This is a genomic window from Nostoc sp. MS1 (assembly GCF_019976755.1).
Taxonomy (GTDB): domain Bacteria; phylum Cyanobacteriota; class Cyanobacteriia; order Cyanobacteriales; family Nostocaceae; genus Trichormus.
Genome location: NZ_AP023443.1, coordinates 148,264 through 167,970 on the forward strand (window position 1 = coordinate 148,264; position 19,707 = coordinate 167,970).

Genomic DNA, 19,707 nt, shown 5'->3' on the forward strand with positions numbered 1-19,707 from the left:
AAAATTTCTAAGGTTAAATTAATTCAATTAACTTTTGTAGTGGTTATCTTTTCCGATAATCAGGAATCCGGTTGACAAAGTGATCCATACTCCGTTCTGCCAGAGCTGCAATAGTCAGCGAAGGATTTGAGCAGGCTGTTGAACCAGGAATAAGCGCACCATCAACAACAAACAAGTTGGGATAATCAAAGACCTGCCCATGAGTGTTGCATACTTGCCCAATGGTTGCACCACCAAGCGGGTGTGCTGTACTACTGTAGTCAGGCGGTGCAGCTAGACTTGTACCATTGGCTTGGTTGAGCCGTTGGTAAGTATACTGGAGAGCTTGAGCATTTTTCTGACTGTCGGCTGAGTTGCTAGACCAGAACAAATCTGCTGATCCAGTAGACACATTGTAGGTAAGATAGCCCTCCGGTTTGGAAATTCCCTGACCAAGCACAGGAATTAGACCTTGTGGGATAAAAGGAATCGCTTGGAATGGCTCAAGTATTAGTGGCGCAATAGGATTGTCAAGATGCTCAACTGATATCACACCAGGAGTTCCCTGCGTTGGATTAGTCTCACTAGCATTAATCATTAAAGTAGTTGAATCAGAATTTGTCCCCCAAAACTTTCCTACCTGACGATTGAGGCGGCGCAAAGTACCTTTGCTTTTAGCACGTAGCAATAGTTCAGTAGTACCAATTGAACCTGCGGCTAAAAACAGATAGCGACAAACAAAGGATTTTTGAAAAAGCACTTCTCCTTGTTCGTTGATTTGATTGCAGACAACTCGATAACGTCCACGGTCTGATTCCCCAATTGTAGTGACTACGTGCAAAGGTCGGATTTCAACATTACCAGTAGCTTCTGCCATACTTAGATAGTTGCGGTCTACGCTGTTTTTAGCGCCACTATTTGTGCCATAGTAAATTTGACCTGCAATAATGGAAGCTACTTTCTGACCAGTAATTTCCTGACGAACAATGTCCCAATCAAAAGCGATGTCAATCTTACGTGCATTTAAACCCGCTCTGGCTGCTTGCTCCAAAAGAATACGGCTGGCTAAGTAGTATTTAGTTTGTAGAATATCGTCTGGGATTGGAGAGGACTTGAGGATAGAACGCACTCGTGGGTAATAAACTCTATCTAGTTCAGAGTATTTAATAGTACGGGGAAAAACTTTGTAAAATAGTTCCTCAGTTGGCTGATAGGTGATACCACCATAGACAAGCGAAGTACCCCCCACACCTGACCCTCGATAAGCATTGATACCATTACCTCTTTTAACGTCTAAAACACCTGTATATACATTAATAGGGGTTGCTGGAACTGGTGCGGGTAAAACTGTAGTAGGACTAAGCCATGTAGAACGACCATCTGGATTATCTGTTGTAGAGAAGGTATTACCTGCGCTACTAATTTGCCATCGCCGTCCCCGTTCTAATACAACTGTTTCAATTCCAGCCTGACCAAGACGCAATGATGCGACAGCACCGCCAAAACCACTACCAATTACTATCGCCTCAACATACTCGTCAACACCGCCAGCCCAAGTGCGAATATTGGATACACCTATGCTGGCAGCTGCCGCCGCCGATGCCTGAAGAAATCGACGACGATTTAGCATTTGGGACATACTTTACTCCTATTTTTCACAAGCCATGTTTATGCGGTTGTAAATCGTAGTTATTTCAGTTAGCTAATTGGCGATTTTTAATATTCGCAACCAAAAATTTCCCTAAATTAGAAAAATTTGCTTGATTTACAACAATTATTGGCATTTATGAATACAAGTAGTATCAGATTAATTATTTCTAAGCAAGAATACTTGGTTAAATTAAATTATGGTTAAAAATTAATTAATAATGAGTTAAGCTTATTCAGTAACGATGGAAACTTTTCTTACTTTAGATAAATTAAGAAGATTTATTTGAAAGAGATTAGAACAAGGTAAAAGCAATAATTTGAGCCATTGATGACACGAAAGGGCTAATTCGTGTAATACAATCGCTCCCTACTTACCAAATTTGATAGTTCAGCAGTCTGATTGCAAATCATCTATTAGAGAAGCGGGAAACTCATTACTAGCATCTATCATGACGCTACAGTGTACAGATGCTTGATTTCTTAACCTTTTAATTTCACAGTGAGTGGAAAAAGCATACTCATGATGCTACAGTTATATTACAAGCAGGGATTGAGGATTTAATCATGCACGACTGGGACCTGTAACGCCGGATCAGTTCGATCCGGCCAATTCTATTCCACCAAATTCTATTTACGACCACCGCACGGTAGAAGCCCGATGGCAATCTGTATGGCAACAGACCCAACTGTATGAGGTTGATTTAGCTACGACTGCTCACCCCTTTTACAATTTGATGATGTTCCCCTACCCCTCTGCTGAGGGTTTGCACGTTGGGAATGTCTATGCCTTTACTGGAGCCGATATCTACGGTCGTTTTATGGCGATGCAAGGCAGAGCAGTATTACAGCCAATGGGCTTTGATGCTTTTGGCATCCATAGCGAAAATTTTGCAATTAAGCAAGGCGTTCATCCAGCCAAACTCACAGCACGTAATATTCATCGATTCCGAGAAACGCAGTTGAAAAGAATGGGCAACCGTTTCTGTTGGAATCATGAAATTCAGACTACAGATCCCTCGTACTATAAGTGGACACAGTGGATTTTCTTGCAGTTGTTCAAAGCTGGGTTAGCTGTTCGCAAAAAAGCGACAGTAAACTGGTGTCCTGATTGCAAAACAGTTCTTGCTGATGAGCAGGTGATTGACGGTAAGTGTGAACGGTGTAATACACTCACTATTGGGCGTGAATTAGAGCAGTGGTTCTTCAAAATCACCCAGTATGCTCAACGGTTGTTAGACAATTTGGAGCAATTGGATTGGTCAGAAAAAGTCAAAACGGCTCAAAGAAACTGGATCGGTCGCTCCCAAACAGATGGCAATGTGCAGTATCACCTGCGAGATTGGTTAATCTCTCGGCAACGCTATTGGGGGCCGCCGATTCCGATTATTTATTGTGAAATCTGCGGTACACTTCCAGTTCCAGAGGAACAGTTGCCAGTACAGTTACCAGAAACTGACAATTGGTTGCCTCAAGGAACAGGAAATTCTCCTTTGGCGGACATTCCAGAATTTGTCAATACAACCTGTCCTTGTTGTTGTGGTGCAGCACGGCGAGAAACGGATGTGTCTGATAACTTTTTGGATTCTGCTTGGTATTTTTTGCGCTATCCCTCAAGCCATCTGTCTAATGTTCCATTTGAGCCAGCAATTACAGCTAAATGGTTGCCTGTGGATATGTATATTGGTGGTGCAGAACATTCTGTACTCCATTTGTTGTACACTCGATTCATCACAATGGTGTTACACGATTTGGGGTATATCCCTTTTGAAGAACCCTTTCGACAGTTCCGCGCACACGGATTGCTGACTAAACAGGGTGCCAAAATGAGCAAATCGAAGGGTAATGTAGTCAATCCCGATCACTACATCGAGGAATATGGTGCAGATACATTGCGAACCTACTTGATGTTTTTAGGCCCATACGACCAGGGTGGAGATTTTTCTGATCGCGGCATTGCTGGCATCCAACGATTCTTGGAGCGAGTGTATCAATGGGTACTCAAACACCAAAATCGTCTTCAGCCCCATCCGCCAGATTTGCTTTCACAGCAACGTTTACATCAAACAATCCACAAGGTTTGCCAGGATATTCAATCACTCAAATACAATACAGCGATCGCCGCCTTGATGAGTTATTTCAAGATGTTGCAAGCAAAGTTGAGTATTGCTGAGGTGGAATTAAAGTCATATCTATTGATGTTGGCTCCTTTTGCACCCCATGTGACCGAAGAACTCTGGCAGCAATTGGGGGAATCTGGCTCAATTCATCAGCAAAAATTTCCCCAGTTCGACCCACAATTGTTGATTACTCAACTCTTAACAGTTGCAGTGCAGATTAATGGACGTACTCGTACTACTATTCTTCTTTCACCGAATGCTTCCCAACAGGAGGCAATTGAAGCCGCAAAACACACACAAGCAATTCAAAGGCATTTAAACAATCAGGCAGTTCAACGTGCTATTTACGTTCCCGGTCGCATTCTTAATTTTGTCACCTGAACGCAATAAATCCTAAGACTGGCTAAAACAACGTGACATACTCCTACACTCCAGAGATCCAGGAGTGTAGGCTTCTCTGGGACTTCTCGTTATCAACCAGAATCTCAAACAACATTGCTTTTTCTTTGTAAATAAACAGCAAGTTGTTTTGCTCAAATTTTTGCTTCAGTTACAGTGCGATCGCAAGAAGGCGGGGCGGAGCATCGTCGTGCAAATCTTCCCGATCTTTGTATTATTTATACTACGCTTATATTACAAGTTCTCTTTACACAAAATAAATAACCCTTATCTTTTATCCGATATAAACTACGATTAAAACACAGGATTTTTGAAAATAGCGACTTTCAGACATCTAGTGTCCGTTGCTGACTTATTGAAATAACTCAAAGTCTTTACGGGGAATGTAGGGGATATGGATGGGCGTTTATCTATACTTCTAGCCCATACCTTATATTAACTGTTCATTAGCATCAATATCTGCACTTCGGTTAATACTTTACAAAACGTATTAATCTGCACGGTTTACCTTGCTTCAGATTGCATCTAGGTAACGTTCACTGATCGTCTAGGTCAGTTACAACTGCAAATGTGGTGGCACTTTTTGGCTACGTCCTGGTGAGCGCGACTGAATTAGCATTTTATCGCTTGAAGGTTTGTCTTTCTCGGCTTGATGTATAAATTAAGTTAGTAGAATGTTTTTTCTCTGTAGTGTATAGGTATCGTCTAGGTAAATAATTTTGTCTTTAGATAAGTTTTTAAGCTAATTTAACCTAGACACGCTTTTAATTCAAAATATTGTATATTTTTAGACTAAATTAGTTAATCAAATTCTGTGTCAAGGTAATATCTAGGTAATGTCGAGGTAAAACAAAACTACAGGCATTTAAGGCTATCCCCGTGCCAAAATATACAGAATTATTTGTCAGTTTTAAAAAATTACTGTCAAGTCACTCGGTTTTTTGGGTCTTGTGCAATTAGAGTTATGGTCTAGCTCCTCAAATTCCAGTTTTAAACAATTACTCTCCTCCACTGCGAGCAATGCGAAAAAGTGAGATCGTTGTCTAATGAGCAGGGGGAGAGGAGATTCTTTTGGAGTTTTATTCGCAGAAATTGTGTGGACACTAACTATTGAATATAATGATTAATAATAACAATAACGAAAAATATGCAGACAACATTAACTAACGCTGAAGCTCAAAAGCTTTTTATAGCTCATAACCGCATCCACAATATTCTGATGGGCTACAAAACTACTTTACGTTTGGTATTAAATTCAACAGAAGTTCAAACCTTACAAGAATCTAACGTTCTAAAAACAGAAAACTTACTTTTGATTGAGGATGCAATAGTCGCTACTGAAGAAATGCTGACAGTTCTTAGTGATGCTTGTGAAAAAATTATGTCTGGGATCAAAGCCGACATTGATTCTGAGTGTCAAACAGATTTGATTGCAAAAAACATAAATGCTGATGAAGTTTCTGATTTAAATTTTTCTAAAATTAAAGTGGCTAGTTCCACTGCACAAGTACAAAATGAAAAACTAGAATAAGGATACTTTTAAGTTAAAACCGCGTATAAATAAACATATAATTGCTAATTAATGTCTTTTTTAAAATTTTTCATCACTCCTAATAAACCGTGCTTTATTAGAAAAAAAGTTTTAAAAATAAATAACTTAGTTTTACCTTACTATAAGTTTTTTAAACACATCCAATATTTTCTAGATAGGGAAGGCTTGATATATTGGGGTAAAATAAAGAAAATTATAAAATATGGCTCTAATTATGCAATTGAGTATGATAAAAGAATATTTGTGGAACGAAAGACTATTGCCATTAAAGCGTGAAATCCTAAAATAGCAAGCGTTTTAAATTATACTTTGGGCAGGGTTATAAGAGCGCGATGGCGTTACCGCCCGCCTACGGCGATCGCAGTTTGCCCACTTTATGAAATAATGGGAAAACTCAGTAGTCTATCGAGATTTTTTCAAGAAAAGGCATTTAATTGTTTAAATTTTGAGGAGTCAGTTTTTAGAGAAAAGGCATTTAATTATTTAAAGGCCTTCAAAGAATATAAGAGAAGCAAAAAGCTTCAGTTTATATTTCGTTCCATGCGCCATATCCCGGTGCTTACAGGTAGAACTGTTTGTATTAGTTTGCCTTGGCTTAGAACACGAATAGTATTGCCTCCAAGTCGCCATACTCCACTTGCTTGATTGTGTAAATCGGAAAATTCTCCGATGTAATGAATTGGTGGATGTTCCACTTCATGATCTAATGAAATATTGTACTCTTCTAACCAGTAATCAAATAATGTTTTCAAGCCTGTGGATGATGCAACGTAAAACACTGGCAAGCGTTTAAAGAAGGAAATTTTATAACCTGTTATTTGTCCTTTAACAAAACCTTGCTCTGGTATTCCTCTTTGTGGATCATCTTGAACTTGCCCTCGAAATCTACCAAACCAAGACTGTTGTACTACTAATGTAAAGGGAACACTTAGTTGATGATTTGGATATAAATCGTTTGGATCATAAGAGTATTCACCAGTCCAAGTACCTGTAATATTCCAGCGTGTCATAGTCTCCACCAACCAAACGAAACATCTTTTGACTGCCATCTGGATAAAATATTACATTAGAAAGATACCCTGAAATGAAGGGTTTCCGTCCCCGTGAGGGCTAAAGGTGGTCTGTGACGGGCGATCGCCCTGGAGTTAGACCTGTCTCCTTCAAGAATTTATCAAATTCGCAAGATGGTGCGTGAACGAGAGGAAGTTAAATCATGAATCCGCACATCCTAACTGTATTTTTTTCCTTGTATTTAAGCTATCGCACATACTAATCGAGGAGTTGAGTGGTTCTATGCTGAAGAATATACGATAGTTTAGAACATAGGGTAGAACTCCACTGGTTTTGTTCATTAAGCAGCATAATCAAATCCTCATCATCAGCCAGGATAGCGGCTATATCCTCAATGGGAATAGACTCAACATTACAATTGAGTGACATAGCCTTTTTTACAAGATTTGCTTTCATTTGATTGTAGGGATTAAACTCTAAATATTTTTTTGAATCTAAGAAACTAAAATCTTGTGGTGTATCCATAAGTTATGCCATCACCTCATTCAATCAAATAACTTCACCAAGAACGATTACATCCGCAGATGTCAGAAAATCAACTTCTGTAATGCAACGTGGTTCTGGCACTACCAGTAACCATTGCCTCACGCAAATAAAATCGGTCTTCTCGTCTGATATCTTCCCCATCTGGGTGTGATAGCCACACTCGATAATTTGACCCTGACGAAATAGTATCTTACCTGTATCCTCACATTCAATCTCTCTTAAAATTTTTCCTTTCATTATTTTGAAACCATTAACAATAATTATTTCTTATCCTGTTCCTGCTTCAAAATCTGAGCTTCGTACTCTCGGATATTCCGCAAAATCTCTTCACGCTGGGGATGCCCTTGTAGATGCTGTTTGATAGAAGCTATTTCGTCAATTATCAACGGCTGTTCACTAGAATTATTGGTAGATAAATCTGTTAGTTTCATAATGTTTGTACTCGTTAAATATATTCATTTTACTAATTAGAGAGACTGCAAATAACTTAAAAACTTCTCGCCCTCCTCCACAGTTAGAAAAACTCGTGCGCGTTTATTGAAAGTCTGCATTAGATAATTTTTAATATTCTCTTGTGTCCAGTCCAAGCGCCGTATCTCGGTTTCAATCTGGGCGAATATTTCACCAGTATGAATATTATTTGAGGATGAATAATCTAGGTTCATGTTTGCTTAGAGCTTAATATTAATGTATCTTTCATATAAAAACAATACCGGACAATCGCCCGGTAATGTTAAAGTTCATAAATTCTAGGATAGACATCTAGGAAAACTCTGGCCAATCTGCCTCATGTTACGATACCCAAAATCTTCAAGTTCCGCCCAATTGGTTTGCTTGCGCCGGACTATTGGCAACCGTTGCAGATGTCGATAATTTTGAGTGGTGGGTTTAGGTTTGGCAGTTTGAATTAATTGCATTCTTAATTATTCTCCTATATTTAATAAATAAAGTTTTAAGCAGTAAAATTATTCCTGGTGCGCTGATTCAATAGCTTTTTGCTCTAAATTAGTACCACTGGTATTAGAAGCAAATTTCTTGATATCTGGTAATATTCCCAAGAACAAAGAACCAACTAGAATCAAAATCAAAGGATGAGCTTTAGCAACATTGAACCACCAATGCCAAGAGTGAAAATTAGGTAGTTGGGGTAGGCGAAGATTAAGAAAATTTAACTTGCCAAAACTAATTCTGACTTTAGCTCCAGGCAACCATTCTTCCTCAAGATTCACAAAAACTACCTGTATACGTCCATCCTGCTCAACCATTGAGGCAGTCTTGAGCGCGGATGGCTGCTCACGGGCATCAGGTGTAAGGAAGCCCATGACAATCAACTTGTAAGTGTTGTTCAAGCCGTAAAGGTTAAGTTGCCCGACAGCTTGAAAAATACTGTTGCGGTCGAGATATTTTTTACACTCAATAATCGCCCCACCCTGCCAATTGGTCACAATATCGGCTCTACCACCGTTAGCAGGTGCTTCTAAACGGGTAGTAAATCCTCTTGCTGTGAGGCGATCGCTGATATATTTTTGTAAGTCTCGTTCTTGCCAGGGTATGGGGAACCCTGCTTCTTCGACAAATTTAGACGGTAACATGATTAGAGTGTAGGGATGTAAAGGTATAGGAAAGCAATTCTTGATTACCCCAGAACGCTTAAATCAATTACGTCTAAAACTTCTGGCAACCATCGGACGTGTTCAATGATTTTGTCATGGGTACGCGCTTTATCAGGCATGAGCATTCCCCATTGCTTGCCAGCCTCAGTCAAATACCAAATATTCTTGTGACTTTGTTTACCTTGGGAATTAGTCTTAACTTCAACTTCCTTATATTGCAAACCCGCCGATTCCAAAACTTTATTGACGATGTGAGCCTTGATTGGCTTAGGTAAATTGTTACGTTGGGCGTATATTTCCCCAATAACTGTTGGTGAGACATGGCGATCGCTGCTTGCAACAGTTTCGCCAATTGCCCCGACTAACTCTTGGGCCATCGGTGCAATTTCTGGATACAGAGCTTGTATACCCCGAACAACCGTGATTGTTTGTAGTTCGGGACTTAATCTTGTACTAGCTAGAACTTTCTGCCCAAAATTGAGGAGTTCGTCCAGGCTAAGTCTGGTATTCTGTGCTTGGGTGGATTGAGTAGATTGAGGCATTTCGTATTTACCAGTATGCCGCAAAGATGGAAGGACTTCATGAAAGACCCAACGCTGAAATCGCTTGGCAACAGGTTTACGAGATTTGAAGATGAGGCGGTACAGCCCAGGCTCCGTCACAGTCAACATTTCTTGTTCGCCACCAGGGGTACGAACATTCTTCGTACCCTTTTCATCTAGTTCTAATGTTTCTAAAGATTTGCTAGTATCGCTGAGTTCTAAACAAGCACACACATCCGCCGCTACCCATTCAGGTTTTTCTGCTGTACCAACAAAACGAACTTCTTGAGATTCAAAAACAAAAACTGATAGATACGACATAAATTTCTCCCTCAAAACTAAGCTGGGATATTCTCAAATCGATAAGCCTGAAAACGTCTATCAAGTAATCCAGATTGCACAATGCCGTCACCCCTGCCTTGAAGTGAAGTCACAGCTTCGCCTCGCCGCATCAGTACCATGCGACCACTGACAGCATCAACGCAACGGAAAGCAATCCGGCATGGCAGATTATCACGTAAATCTGGGGGTAATCCTTGCGGGTCATCCTTACCTCGTTTAGCCCCACGCTGTAAACCAACAACAATATGAATCTTTAACCCACGCCCACGCCTAGCCACTTCACATAACTGCTGATCATAGGCTTTACGCATCTGCTCATCCAGGGGAACAGTACCCTTGTACTCGTCAATTAACAAAATCCATGCAGGCTGTTGTGCTAGCTCGGCTTTGGTCATTTTGTTGCGGCGATCGCACTCTTGGTAATACTCACCCACGAACTCAAAGGTGTTACCCATGTCGTTCATCGAGATGGTGGGGAAGCGGTCGGCAAAGTCTTCGTAGTCGCTGACCTTACCACCGCAAATATCCACCCGCGCCCCTTGCATCAACAGAGAGTAAGCGATCGCCCGAAACAAATTAGACTTACCAGAACCCGTAGTCCCCACACAGAGAATTTGTGGCGTATCCTCACTAGATAAATCAATCAAGACTTCGCCATCAAGTGACTGACCTAGCACAATCAGGCGATCGCCCATGTTCCAATGCCTTGCGGGAAAGTTGTAATATGTGCGGTCTTGTGGAAGGAGTGGTACTTCTATGGCTACTTGTTCAGGAGCATAAATGTATATGGGTAGATCAGCCGCCGTGATTCCCAATGCAAGTTTAGCTGCTGCCTTAAACTTATTTAAGGAGTTAAAATCTTCAGTTCTGACAGAGAAAATCAATCGCTCGTAGCTGGGAGCTTTATCAACCCGTAAACATTGAGTAGGCAGCCCCACTACTTTTGCTGCTTTTTGTAACCCCTCAATTTTTGATGAGTTAGCAACTGGTGCAGCCGCCGCCGTTTGATTATCGCTTGCTGCGCTCACCGTCACGACCGAGGCACTTTTCATCTGTTGAGCTTGTAACTCTAACTGTCGCTGATGAATTTGAGCTTGCAGTTTAGCCTGTTCAAATTGCATTTCGGCTTCAGATGCCGCCAGTAAAACATTACCCAACGGCTCACCGTTCTGAATCATCCCCAAGGCCATGCGTTCAATCGCACCGTTCTGTCCAGTTAAACTGAGAACTTCACTAAAGAGTGGGGCTGTCTTTTGCAACAGACCTAACTGTCTTTCGGTACGCTTGTCGGCATCCTCATTTTCACGTTTCCTTTCGGCAGCCGATGAGAGGAATTGCAACTGTTCTTCGGCTTGAGTATCCTTAAGCGCACAGAGCATATCCTCTACTCGCTCTTTATCTTGATAGTGACGCATCAGTTTACGCAATTCGACCCCAGCTACACTTGATAGAGCGATCGCGGCGATATTCGTGGGGATAAACAAAGTTACATTTTTGGGGTTAGCCGACAAAGTTAGGCACAGAGCAGCTAACCCAGTTGAACCTATTTTTAACCAACTAAAAAGCATTTCAACCACCCAAAAGCTAACCCGGCAGCAATCACCTGTAACAACATTGAGTTATCAGCTTTACCTATGGAATAAGTAATAAATGCCCCCACTCCTACTACTACTGATGACCAGGGTAATAAACTAATAAGTTGTGCTACCGCCATTGCTATGACAAAGGAGCAAATCCAAATTAGTATTTTACAGATTTGAGACATTATTCTTTACCTTTAGTGTTGATAGATGTTGTCTAATCTGTAAGACAGCACCACTAGCAAATGCACCACTGCCGACGAATAGTGTGACTTTTGGACTTAATATTTGGCTACTGAAATAACCAAATGCTAATGCTCCTAATAGTCCAGAGATTGATAGAATTATGTACTTTGTTTTCACAATTAACCTGCTTTCTTAACTCGTTGTGTAATTCCAAAAGTGCTACCTTCATACCGTTGCTCCCTTATTTCGCGGAATCTATTAACTAAAGAACTGGTTTGTTCTTCATAAGGGGTTGGTTCTTTTTTAGTATTCTCAGTTTGGAGTTTCTCTTGCTTTTTCGCCTTCCCTTCTGAATACTGTGAGGCGATTCGCCCTAGACTGATTTCTAAATCATCCTGTATCCCAGCGATCGCTGAACGTGAACCACCTACAACTTGTCTGAATTTTGATTCCAAACTAGCGAGACTTGTCGCCAAATTCTTTTCTAATTCAGCTTGTTGTACTCGTGCTTCGGCTACATTTTCGCTGACCTCAGCTTGCTTTTCTCGCACTTTATATAAAGCTTTGAGATAACGACTAATAGCAGTCGAGTATTCAGTCCAGTTTTTTACCTGAAATTCTGCACCTTTGGCTTTATCTACTGCCGAAGCTACATCTTCCTCGGTCAAGTCTCCAAAGACTTTGATATCCACAGGCAGCATATCAGCAATACGTTGAGCATTTCCCCAAACTGCTGACTCCAAACCAAAGTGTGAATCAGGAAATACTATCGCCTTACTGACATCACCGCTTAGATCCGATAGAGTTAATGCCCCATCTTTGGCATCTTTGGAAGCCTCTGATTTTGGTTTTACCATTCTTCTAACTCCTGAGTTCTGATTTCTGAGTTCTAAATATCATTTAACATCTATTAAAGAATCACAAGGTTGATATTCAACAAATACATCATCTTCAAATTCTGTCCATTCTCCATCTAATGAGCGAAAATGACGGGTATTATTATCTAGTTTGATCTCCAAATTAATATCAGGAAACTTAAAAACATTCTCCTTCTCAATTACCTTGGTTAATTCTGTATCTATGCCGACTCTCATTCCCAGATGTAATGTAATTCCCTGTTTTTGGTATTTCTGCCAGTAATAAGAAAATTCTTGTTTATCTAGGAAGTTGACATTGGTTATAGGAGTGCCATTCTCAAACAACAAAGCGAATATCCCCAAGGCAGGGTAATGTATTTTGGCTATCCCTAAGTTGTTTTCGTAGTTCCAGTACGCTCGGTGGAAGTAAGCTGTTTGCAAATTATTTTCTCCAATTTCTTAACCAACATTTTTGTTAATGACTGCCATACTAGTGACCATGCCCTCTCTTGCTTAAGTCGTGATTGTGCAAGGATAATATCTGTTTGAGAAGGAATGATGTTCCCGTACTTCTCTAGGTTGTTAATCGCTACCTGAAAACTGACAACTTCATCCTCTGTTGGTGGTAAATCAGGGGCGACGGCTGTTGCTAATCTCTCCATCACCCCAGTTAGTGTTGCTGACTCCTCTTTTATCCTTAACAATTCTTGGGATAACACTTCAATTGCTGCCAAATTCGTCTGTGCGATCGCTGCCTGAAAATCTATTAATTGACCTTCAATTTGGCGCTGTACTTCAGCCGAGATAATTTCCGTAATATTGGCGAATCCTTTGCCAGCGTTTACCGTGTCGATAAACTCCTGAATTTCAGGTGAGAGACAGGGGGAAGATGAGGCAACAGAATCTGGAGATGAATTTTCAACTTCCAGCGATTTTGGGTATGCACTCGAATTGTCCATCTTCCAAATCCTTCCACTCCAAAGTGATGCCAACATTAGATGCAAAACCTTCAACTGTCTGCTTCATCATTTCGTAGCCTAAATAACTACAAGCGTCTATTAGTTGGGATAACTCCACATCAATAAAATACTTTTGTGTAGCTGCTAATTGCTCCCTTTTTCTTTGCGCCATTTCCGCTCTTGCTAATTGCTTACCTTCATCTTTAGCTTGCTCAATGGCTTCTAATCTGGCAATTTCCATCGCCTTAGCAATTTTCTTTTCATCCGATGCTTGTTTTTGAATGATTTGTTGATCCTTGACTAGCCGTTTAAAAATAGCTAATCGTAAATCATCATCAAAGGCTATCTGTAACTCCTCAATTACCACCGCTTGAGCAGACGGCGCTGGTGTAATATTTTGGGGCTTTCCTCTGACTATACTTGTAGGTTGTGTCTCAATAGATGTTCCTGTATCTGTTGCTTGTACTGTTAACTCGCCTCTACGTGCCATTTTGTTTTTCCTTAATGATTAAAACTGTGAGCATAGAACTCAGGACTCAGGATTCAGGAGCCAGCAGAAATAAATACATCTTTAAATAACCTATTTATTCTGGATTCTGAGTTCTGTATTCTGGATTCTTTCAGCAATAATTGCAATATTTCCCACCACAAACAAAGTTAATTGTGGATGCCAAAGTATTATTAAATATGTCTAATAATCGGATCATGCTGTTCTCCTTTGTGATGCTTTTTGTTTCCACTGACTTAGTTCAGAAACTGAGTAATGTCTTCGCTTACTAAAATCTCCCCACTTATACAAAGTTCTTGGTGAGACTCTATATCCACAAGCAGCCAAGTAAAGATGTAATTCTCTACCCTGACACCCGCTCATGTGCCAGCGATGCCACATCTTGGCACTGGAAGACGTTTCTATACTCATCGCTCGACGTGACCAATGCCTCATCATCACTAACATTTGAGTCACTGATGGAAACTTTTTTGTCGGATGATCTTGCCGCCAGCAGGCCATATATGTCAGCAATGCTGCTTTGCCTTCATCCACATAGCGTTCATACTTTGGTATCCCCAAATATTGCTTCCAACTAGCCCAACAATTCCTCGATATCTCCCGGTTTAAAATGCGATCGCAGCACTTTTTCACCTCACTTAAAGCAATTTTCTCCTTGCTAGTCTTAACCTCATCCGCTACGAAAGCCTCACCTGAATTTACTTGCTCACAATACTTGGAAAATACCTCCTCCAACAAGAACTCGTTCGCCTGAAAATAATCTCTCAAACTTCGATAAGTCACTTTTTTCTTTGGATACTGCTTTCTATACCATGCCAAACACAGCAGCATCTTTGTCTGCTCTTGTGTGTATTTACGCTCCGACACTTTAGAGCCTTGTGCGTACACTGCACCTGCTATTCTCTCCCAGTCATACCAAGTGCGATCGCTAATTGTGCAACCTCGTATTTTCTGGCATTGCCTTTTCAGGTTGATTGATTGGCTTATCCAATCGTCGAATACTACTGGCATGGTTGAAATTCTGCAAAATTAAAGTGGCTGTCAATATTGAGAGAGTTATTGTCATGATTGCTGTACAAAATTCTAACAATCCTGACGAATTTTTTTCTTCTACTTCTATCTCTTCAGTCCTACCATCAAATGATGTTTTTGTGTATTTCGTTCTCTTGTACACATGAGAATATCTCCGTATATATGGACACTCGTACTTTTGAGCAACTGTACTACATAAACCCCCAATCAGAAAAAATATGTACCCATTTTGCCGGGTCTGGAAATCAAAATATGTACACTCTGCTTGCTAACATTCTGCTGAATCTACTCTAGGCAGGCATTTGAGCATTGTAGCATTGCTGTATTATTCCTATCTATGATTTTTAGCTGCCTTCTACAAGCCTATTTTTGGGAAAATTTCGCAGTATTAATGTAGTTTGTCATCAAAGGCAAAATATGCTTTTTTCCTTGCCCTGACTGTGTAGTCGATTGTATTTGGCATTTAATCAGCAATTCACTTTTTTAAGAGACTGACTACTCTAACCTCCTTTCGTTGTACTGAGTCTCTATGTGTTTGTTGTAACACTTGTAATCTAGCATTTACATCAACTCCGTAGCTTATGAATGTTTCTTCAATCTGCTGGCGGCTCATTTGGCGGAAGTTCTCTTTACTGTTCCTCCCATGCTTTAATCCCAGGTAAATTTGAAGTTCTAAAACTTGCTGGATTTGCTGCCAATTTAGGTATTTATTCCCAAATAATTTCAGGGTTTTTAAATATTGGTTTATTGTGTCTTTCGACTGAATCCTTAATAGATTTCGACATTCTTTTATGCTTAACTGCTCCATTGGCTGGTCGAACTGTTGAACTGTTTAAATACTAAAATACCCACGCTTGGTGGGCAATGGACTTTGTTGACAACTTTGTTGATAAATTCTATTTATAGAAAATTTTTCTAATAAAAGTTTCAGTTGATTCAAGCTTAAGCAATTATAAGTAGCTGACGACTATCTACAGGTTGCTTCCCCTGTTGAATCCAAATATTATGCTGCATTGCTGCTAGGGCTTTCACTCTAGAAGATGGATTACGTCTTGTTACTTTACCGTGACAGGCGTAAGCTGCCATTGTCCGGGCTTTAATTTTTAGATATTTCGATGCTTCTTCATAAGTTAATCCCCAAGTTTCACAAAAAACTAACGGGTCTAACTCTTCAAAAATGTGTATTTTTTGATCCATAACTCGCCTATTAATCAAAATTTTTACATGAATAAGTTAAGTTTTCGCTTTCCTTTACCATACTATACCGCACCAGATTTGCATATATGACGTAAACTGCCGTACTATCAAAGAATTGATTTACAAGTATGTATGCCAAAACCAGGATTTAAAACCATTACTGTCCCTGAGTGGATTATTGATGAAATTAAAAACCAGCCTGACTATCGTGGTAATCAAGCAGCTACACTTGGGCAATTAGTTAAGGATGGAATCGCTGCTCGTAGTAGAAGATTAGAACAACCAGAATTATTGACAGGAAGAATACTAAATCATTTGCCTCATTGGAATAGGAAAGAATCCTGGAAATTGGCTTTAACTATTTTACAGTGGCTACAAGAAAGTGAAGCTACTCCTGTAGAAAGGAATTGATAAAATTTTAGGCAATGCGAACAACTGTTAAGCTAATCAGGGGTCAAGATAATATAACTGTAGAAGCAGATTTAACTGAGCTACAAACTAAACATGCTAATGACTACACCTCTTCATGGAAAGAGCAATTAAGATTATTCACTCAAGGAGACAAATTTTGGGACTGGGAATTTAAACTGGAGTTCGTAATTAATAAGCAACCAAACCGAGAAGGTTACGCTATCGAGTATGAAGGTGAAACCCAAGGTTTAATGATTATTGAAACTCAACTGCACGGCTCACGATTAGCATCAGGAAAGCGACTGGTCTATGTTGATGGTATTGCATCTGCACCTTGGAACCGAGAGATGATACAACGCCCACCTCAATATAAAGGTGTTGGTACTGCACTGTTAGCTTTTGCTAGAACTCGTAGCCTAGAACTAGGTTATAACGGTAGAGTAGGTTTACATTCATTACCTGAAGCCGAAAAATTCTACGATAACCAAGGAATGATGGACTTGGGAGAAGACGAAGATTACGATGATTTGATTTATTTTGAGTACGGGGTATGGCGTTCTTCTAGATGAGGTGTCGGGTAATGAGTCAGCACGAACTTAACGAAAATCAAAATAACCTACCAGCCAACCCAATGAATTTGTTACTTGATGAAGAATATTTACGGCAAGCTGTCCAAGCTGAGGAGCTTGTTGGAGGTAATATCGGTGCTGGATTAGATTGGGGAAGTGCATTTGGCGACCTCATACTAACGGGTGAACTATTGGGGCGTTTAACAACGTTGCGTGTTTCTCTTAATAAAGAAGTACGTTTATTACTTAACGACTGGAATTTAGGTTCAGCTACAAAAATTGCTGTTAAAGCCGCAAGAGAAAGAATACTTGAAAAATTGAGATTACCTACATCAGAAGTAAGACAACATATACTTTTGACTCTTGGAAATAATGAGCTTTATGGTGAGGAGTTTATTTCTAACCGAGAAATATTACGCGAGTTACTAGAGTTACTATTAACCCCTCAAGATTGGGAGACCATTGCCGCAGTAGCAGCAGATTCACTCAAGCAACAAATCATCAATCAAGCGATCGCTGAGAAATTATCAGCTTGATTTAGATGTTGAACGTACCCTATCTACAGTTAAGGAATACGTCCAACCAGGGTATATCTAAGCTTTAAAGGTCAGCACCGGACTCAAACGGGCGACTACTGCCACCATCTGGGCTTCAACTTGTGCATCAATCACAGAGCCAATCGGCTTATAGGCGGCGGGTGCTTCTTCTATTCTACGTTCTGAACGCAAGGTAATACAGTCTACCCCAGTTAAACCTAATTCGGCTTCACTTTGAGATGCACCCCGGCGATTGAGATCAAAACGAGAACGAAGTCTTCCTGCTCCGTGTGAAGCAGAGTTGCAGAAAGCTGGATTGCTTTGACCCACCATCAGGTAAGACTCAGTACCCATTGAACCAGGAATAATCACTGGCTGTCCGGCATAAGCAGGACTTGCACCCTTGCGTGTTATCCAGGTTCGGTCTTTTTCTCTTAGGGTGATATTGTGGGGTAAATCATAGACTAAAGGGGCTTCTACATCTCCATAAACTGAGCGTAACCGTAGACGGAGCAACTCCGCTAACAATAAGCGATTGACAAAGCCATAGTTGGCAGCAGTGGCTTGAGCTTGTAAATAACTTTCGACTAACTCTGGGTGGGAATGAGTTGAAAGAGGAAAAATCTGCTCATCGGGGTACTTCAGACATTTTGGCCAAACAGCTTTAGCGCGATCTCGCCACATACCACCAATGTACTTCCCTACATTGCGCGAACCTGAGTGAATCATGAACGCCAATTGTCCTTCTCGCACTCCCCAAGCATGGGCTAAAGCGCGATTTTCTACTCGCTCAACTCGCTGTACTTCTACAAAATGGTTTCCCGAACCGATAGTAGCCAAGGAACCATCTCGGACTAATCCATCATCAGGAACCAACTCAATCGGCGCAAATTTCCAATCACCATCCATTGAACCATTCAAAAATATGCGATCGCTCTCAATGGCAAGTTGCTGTAAATCAGATTTGACCACACTACCAGTTGGTTGGTCTAACATTGCATTCAACCAACCAGTCACTCCATATTGGAACAAAGCTCGCATGGATTGAGCCGTCATTGTGACATCACGAGTACCAAAGAAGTAATCTCCTTTCATGCGTTCTACAAACAAGTCACGCTTTGCTAAAAATTCATCGATAGTTAAATCGACCACATGAAGGCGCATTCCACAGTTAATATCAGACCCGACAGCAGTGGGAATAACCATATCTTGGGTTTTTACTACTGAACCAATGGCAATACCTGCATCACCAGGGTGAAAGTCTGGTGTGGCACAGGCACGACAGACACACCCACCTGCTGGATGACGAATATTTGCCAAAGTTGCTAACTGTTTGAATGCCTTAGCTTCTACAGGAAAGCCTTCTGGTAAAAGGACTTCTGCTACTGCTGCATTGGGTGCATTGGATAAACGAACAGAGTAAACTTGGTCATTGTATGTTACATCTAGACCAAGCCGTGCTAAAGCACGCATCAGACGCTTGAGATTTTTTGGCTGCATGAATATCTTACGGGATCTGTTTGTTAGATCCTTTAGTTAATGTTGAAGAGTTAAAAGACGTGGGTTCAGCAGCCGCGTCTGGTGTTATTTCTAAAAGTTGCTTTCTTAGAGTTATGGAGAAAACAACAGGTGAGTTTTAGAAATAAGGTTATAAAAATTTGATAGCACAAACTTTGAGGAAATCGCAAGTCTACTTCTAGAAAATCTTAAGTTTATTTTTAGCTCAAACATGACAGCATAGTAGGTTATATTTCCCGTATAGCCCGTAAACATCTGGCAGAAAATCGGCATATTTTATACCAGTGTCAAGTTGAGGCAGCACAATCTAAAGTTCGGTTTTAATTTCAGGAGTCACTCAAATGGTAGCAACCTCAAGCGAATTAACTCTAGAAAAAGGTACAATCTGCAATCGCTTTAATCCTAGACGAGTTAGGTGAACCTTTAACGCAAGCCCAGCAACAAGCATTAAACGCTTACAAATCTGACGATCATGCAAAAGTCAAAAGATTGGCGCTGCTCAACCCAACAGACTATTTCTGCAAGTCTTTGGGCTACCTGGGCGGGGCATTGAAGTTAACGCCTAACACAGATACTATCTTAGCCGAGTCTCTTCGCGCCGCA

23 protein-coding genes and 1 pseudogene are annotated in these 19,707 nt (G+C 40.5%); 6 read left to right on the top strand and 18 right to left on the bottom strand.

The genetic code is table 11. The features are described 5' to 3' along the window. Positions 1-43 precede the first annotated feature (43 nt). On the bottom strand, positions 44-1,618 hold the full coding sequence (locus tag NSMS1_RS33025; protein ID WP_224095953.1) for a GMC oxidoreductase: 1,575 nt from the start codon (positions 1,616-1,618) through the stop codon (positions 44-46). A gap of 640 nt (positions 1,619-2,258) precedes the next feature. Between NSMS1_RS33025 and NSMS1_RS33030 the strand changes: the two are divergent. The 3 genes and pseudogenes from NSMS1_RS33030 to NSMS1_RS33035 all read left to right on the top strand — a co-directional run. Beyond that, positions 2,259-3,569 (top strand): annotated as a pseudogene (locus NSMS1_RS33030) (class I tRNA ligase family protein); the annotation flags it as partial. 42 nt (positions 3,570-3,611) lie between these two features. Next, complete coding sequence (locus tag NSMS1_RS35515) at positions 3,612-4,127, top strand: class I tRNA ligase family protein (RefSeq protein WP_411908710.1); 516 nt, start codon at positions 3,612-3,614, stop codon at positions 4,125-4,127. Between the two features lie 1,165 nt (positions 4,128-5,292). Then, positions 5,293-5,676, top strand: a complete 384-nt coding sequence (locus NSMS1_RS33035) for a hypothetical protein (RefSeq protein WP_224095710.1) — start codon at positions 5,293-5,295, stop codon at positions 5,674-5,676. Positions 5,677-6,218: 542 nt separating this feature from the next. Here NSMS1_RS33035 and NSMS1_RS33040 read toward each other — a convergent pair. The 16 genes from NSMS1_RS33040 to NSMS1_RS33115 all read right to left on the bottom strand — a co-directional run bounded on the left by NSMS1_RS33040 (position 6,219) and on the right by NSMS1_RS33115 (position 16,070). Beyond that, on the bottom strand, positions 6,219-6,707 hold the full coding sequence (locus NSMS1_RS33040) for a hypothetical protein (protein WP_224095711.1): 489 nt from the start codon (positions 6,705-6,707) through the stop codon (positions 6,219-6,221). A 259-nt stretch (positions 6,708-6,966) separates the two neighbouring features. After that, positions 6,967-7,233 carry a hypothetical protein gene (locus NSMS1_RS33045; RefSeq protein WP_224095712.1) on the bottom strand — a complete coding sequence of 89 codons (267 nt, stop codon included), beginning with the start codon at positions 7,231-7,233 and terminating at the stop codon, positions 6,967-6,969. Between the two features lie 24 nt (positions 7,234-7,257). Beyond that, positions 7,258-7,491 (bottom strand): hypothetical protein, encoded by a 234-nt coding sequence (locus tag NSMS1_RS33050; RefSeq protein WP_224095713.1) that lies wholly within the window; start codon positions 7,489-7,491, stop codon positions 7,258-7,260. A 23-nt stretch (positions 7,492-7,514) separates the two neighbouring features. Then, positions 7,515-7,685 carry a hypothetical protein gene (locus NSMS1_RS33055; protein WP_224095714.1) on the bottom strand — a complete coding sequence of 57 codons (171 nt, stop codon included), beginning with the start codon at positions 7,683-7,685 and terminating at the stop codon, positions 7,515-7,517. Positions 7,686-8,003: 318 nt separating this feature from the next. After that, positions 8,004-8,171 carry a hypothetical protein gene (locus tag NSMS1_RS33060; protein WP_224095715.1) on the bottom strand — a complete coding sequence of 56 codons (168 nt, stop codon included), beginning with the start codon at positions 8,169-8,171 and terminating at the stop codon, positions 8,004-8,006. A gap of 48 nt (positions 8,172-8,219) precedes the next feature. Beyond that, on the bottom strand, positions 8,220-8,846 hold the full coding sequence (locus NSMS1_RS33065; RefSeq protein WP_224095716.1) for a hypothetical protein: 627 nt from the start codon (positions 8,844-8,846) through the stop codon (positions 8,220-8,222). Between the two features lie 44 nt (positions 8,847-8,890). Further along, a complete protein-coding gene (locus NSMS1_RS33070; protein ID WP_224095717.1) occupies positions 8,891-9,730 on the bottom strand; it encodes a Bro-N domain-containing protein in 840 nt (279 codons plus the stop codon). 17 nt (positions 9,731-9,747) lie between these two features. Beyond that, positions 9,748-11,319 carry an FtsK/SpoIIIE domain-containing protein gene (locus tag NSMS1_RS33075; protein WP_224095718.1) on the bottom strand — a complete coding sequence of 524 codons (1,572 nt, stop codon included), beginning with the start codon at positions 11,317-11,319 and terminating at the stop codon, positions 9,748-9,750. Continuing rightward, the gene (locus NSMS1_RS33080; RefSeq protein WP_224095719.1) at positions 11,301-11,516 is read right to left on the bottom strand and encodes a hypothetical protein; all 216 of its coding nucleotides are present in this window, start codon (positions 11,514-11,516) and stop codon (positions 11,301-11,303) included. The genes NSMS1_RS33075 and NSMS1_RS33080 overlap by 19 nt, the downstream gene beginning before the upstream one ends. Next, positions 11,500-11,694, bottom strand: coding sequence for a hypothetical protein (locus NSMS1_RS33085; protein WP_224095720.1), 195 nt, complete (start codon positions 11,692-11,694; stop codon positions 11,500-11,502). The genes NSMS1_RS33080 and NSMS1_RS33085 overlap by 17 nt, the downstream gene beginning before the upstream one ends. A gap of 2 nt (positions 11,695-11,696) precedes the next feature. Continuing rightward, positions 11,697-12,374 carry a hypothetical protein gene (locus NSMS1_RS33090; protein WP_224095721.1) on the bottom strand — a complete coding sequence of 226 codons (678 nt, stop codon included), beginning with the start codon at positions 12,372-12,374 and terminating at the stop codon, positions 11,697-11,699. A gap of 39 nt (positions 12,375-12,413) precedes the next feature. Continuing rightward, positions 12,414-12,815 carry a hypothetical protein gene (locus NSMS1_RS33095; RefSeq protein ID WP_224095722.1) on the bottom strand — a complete coding sequence of 134 codons (402 nt, stop codon included), beginning with the start codon at positions 12,813-12,815 and terminating at the stop codon, positions 12,414-12,416. Continuing rightward, entirely contained in the window at positions 12,764-13,333 is a 570-nt protein-coding gene (locus tag NSMS1_RS33100) for a hypothetical protein (RefSeq protein WP_224095723.1), read from the bottom strand. Before NSMS1_RS33100 ends, NSMS1_RS33095 begins: the two co-directional genes overlap by 52 nt. Next, entirely contained in the window at positions 13,293-13,823 is a 531-nt protein-coding gene (locus NSMS1_RS33105) for a hypothetical protein (protein WP_224095724.1), read from the bottom strand. Before NSMS1_RS33105 ends, NSMS1_RS33100 begins: the two co-directional genes overlap by 41 nt. 213 nt (positions 13,824-14,036) lie before the next feature. Then, positions 14,037-14,852, bottom strand: a complete 816-nt coding sequence (locus tag NSMS1_RS33110; RefSeq protein ID WP_224095725.1) for a hypothetical protein — start codon at positions 14,850-14,852, stop codon at positions 14,037-14,039. A gap of 963 nt (positions 14,853-15,815) precedes the next feature. Then, positions 15,816-16,070 (bottom strand): hypothetical protein, encoded by a 255-nt coding sequence (locus NSMS1_RS33115; RefSeq protein WP_224095726.1) that lies wholly within the window; start codon positions 16,068-16,070, stop codon positions 15,816-15,818. 132 nt (positions 16,071-16,202) lie between these two features. Between NSMS1_RS33115 and NSMS1_RS33120 the strand changes: the two genes are divergently transcribed. The 3 genes from NSMS1_RS33120 to NSMS1_RS33130 are packed head-to-tail and all read left to right on the top strand — an operon-like array spanning position 16,203 to position 17,586. Next, on the top strand, positions 16,203-16,481 hold the full coding sequence (locus tag NSMS1_RS33120; RefSeq protein ID WP_224095466.1) for a hypothetical protein: 279 nt from the start codon (positions 16,203-16,205) through the stop codon (positions 16,479-16,481). Positions 16,482-16,495: 14 nt separating this feature from the next. Next, a complete protein-coding gene (locus NSMS1_RS33125; protein WP_224095727.1) occupies positions 16,496-17,050 on the top strand; it encodes a GNAT family N-acetyltransferase in 555 nt (184 codons plus the stop codon). Between the two features lie 11 nt (positions 17,051-17,061). Then, positions 17,062-17,586: a hypothetical protein gene (locus NSMS1_RS33130; RefSeq protein ID WP_224095728.1), complete on the top strand. Its 525-nt coding sequence runs from the start codon at positions 17,062-17,064 to the stop codon at positions 17,584-17,586. 57 nt (positions 17,587-17,643) lie between these two features. Here NSMS1_RS33130 and NSMS1_RS33135 read toward each other — a convergent pair whose 3' ends face one another. Then, positions 17,644-19,086, bottom strand: coding sequence for an RtcB family protein (locus NSMS1_RS33135; protein ID WP_224095729.1), 1,443 nt, complete (start codon positions 19,084-19,086; stop codon positions 17,644-17,646). Positions 19,087-19,707 lie beyond the last annotated feature (621 nt).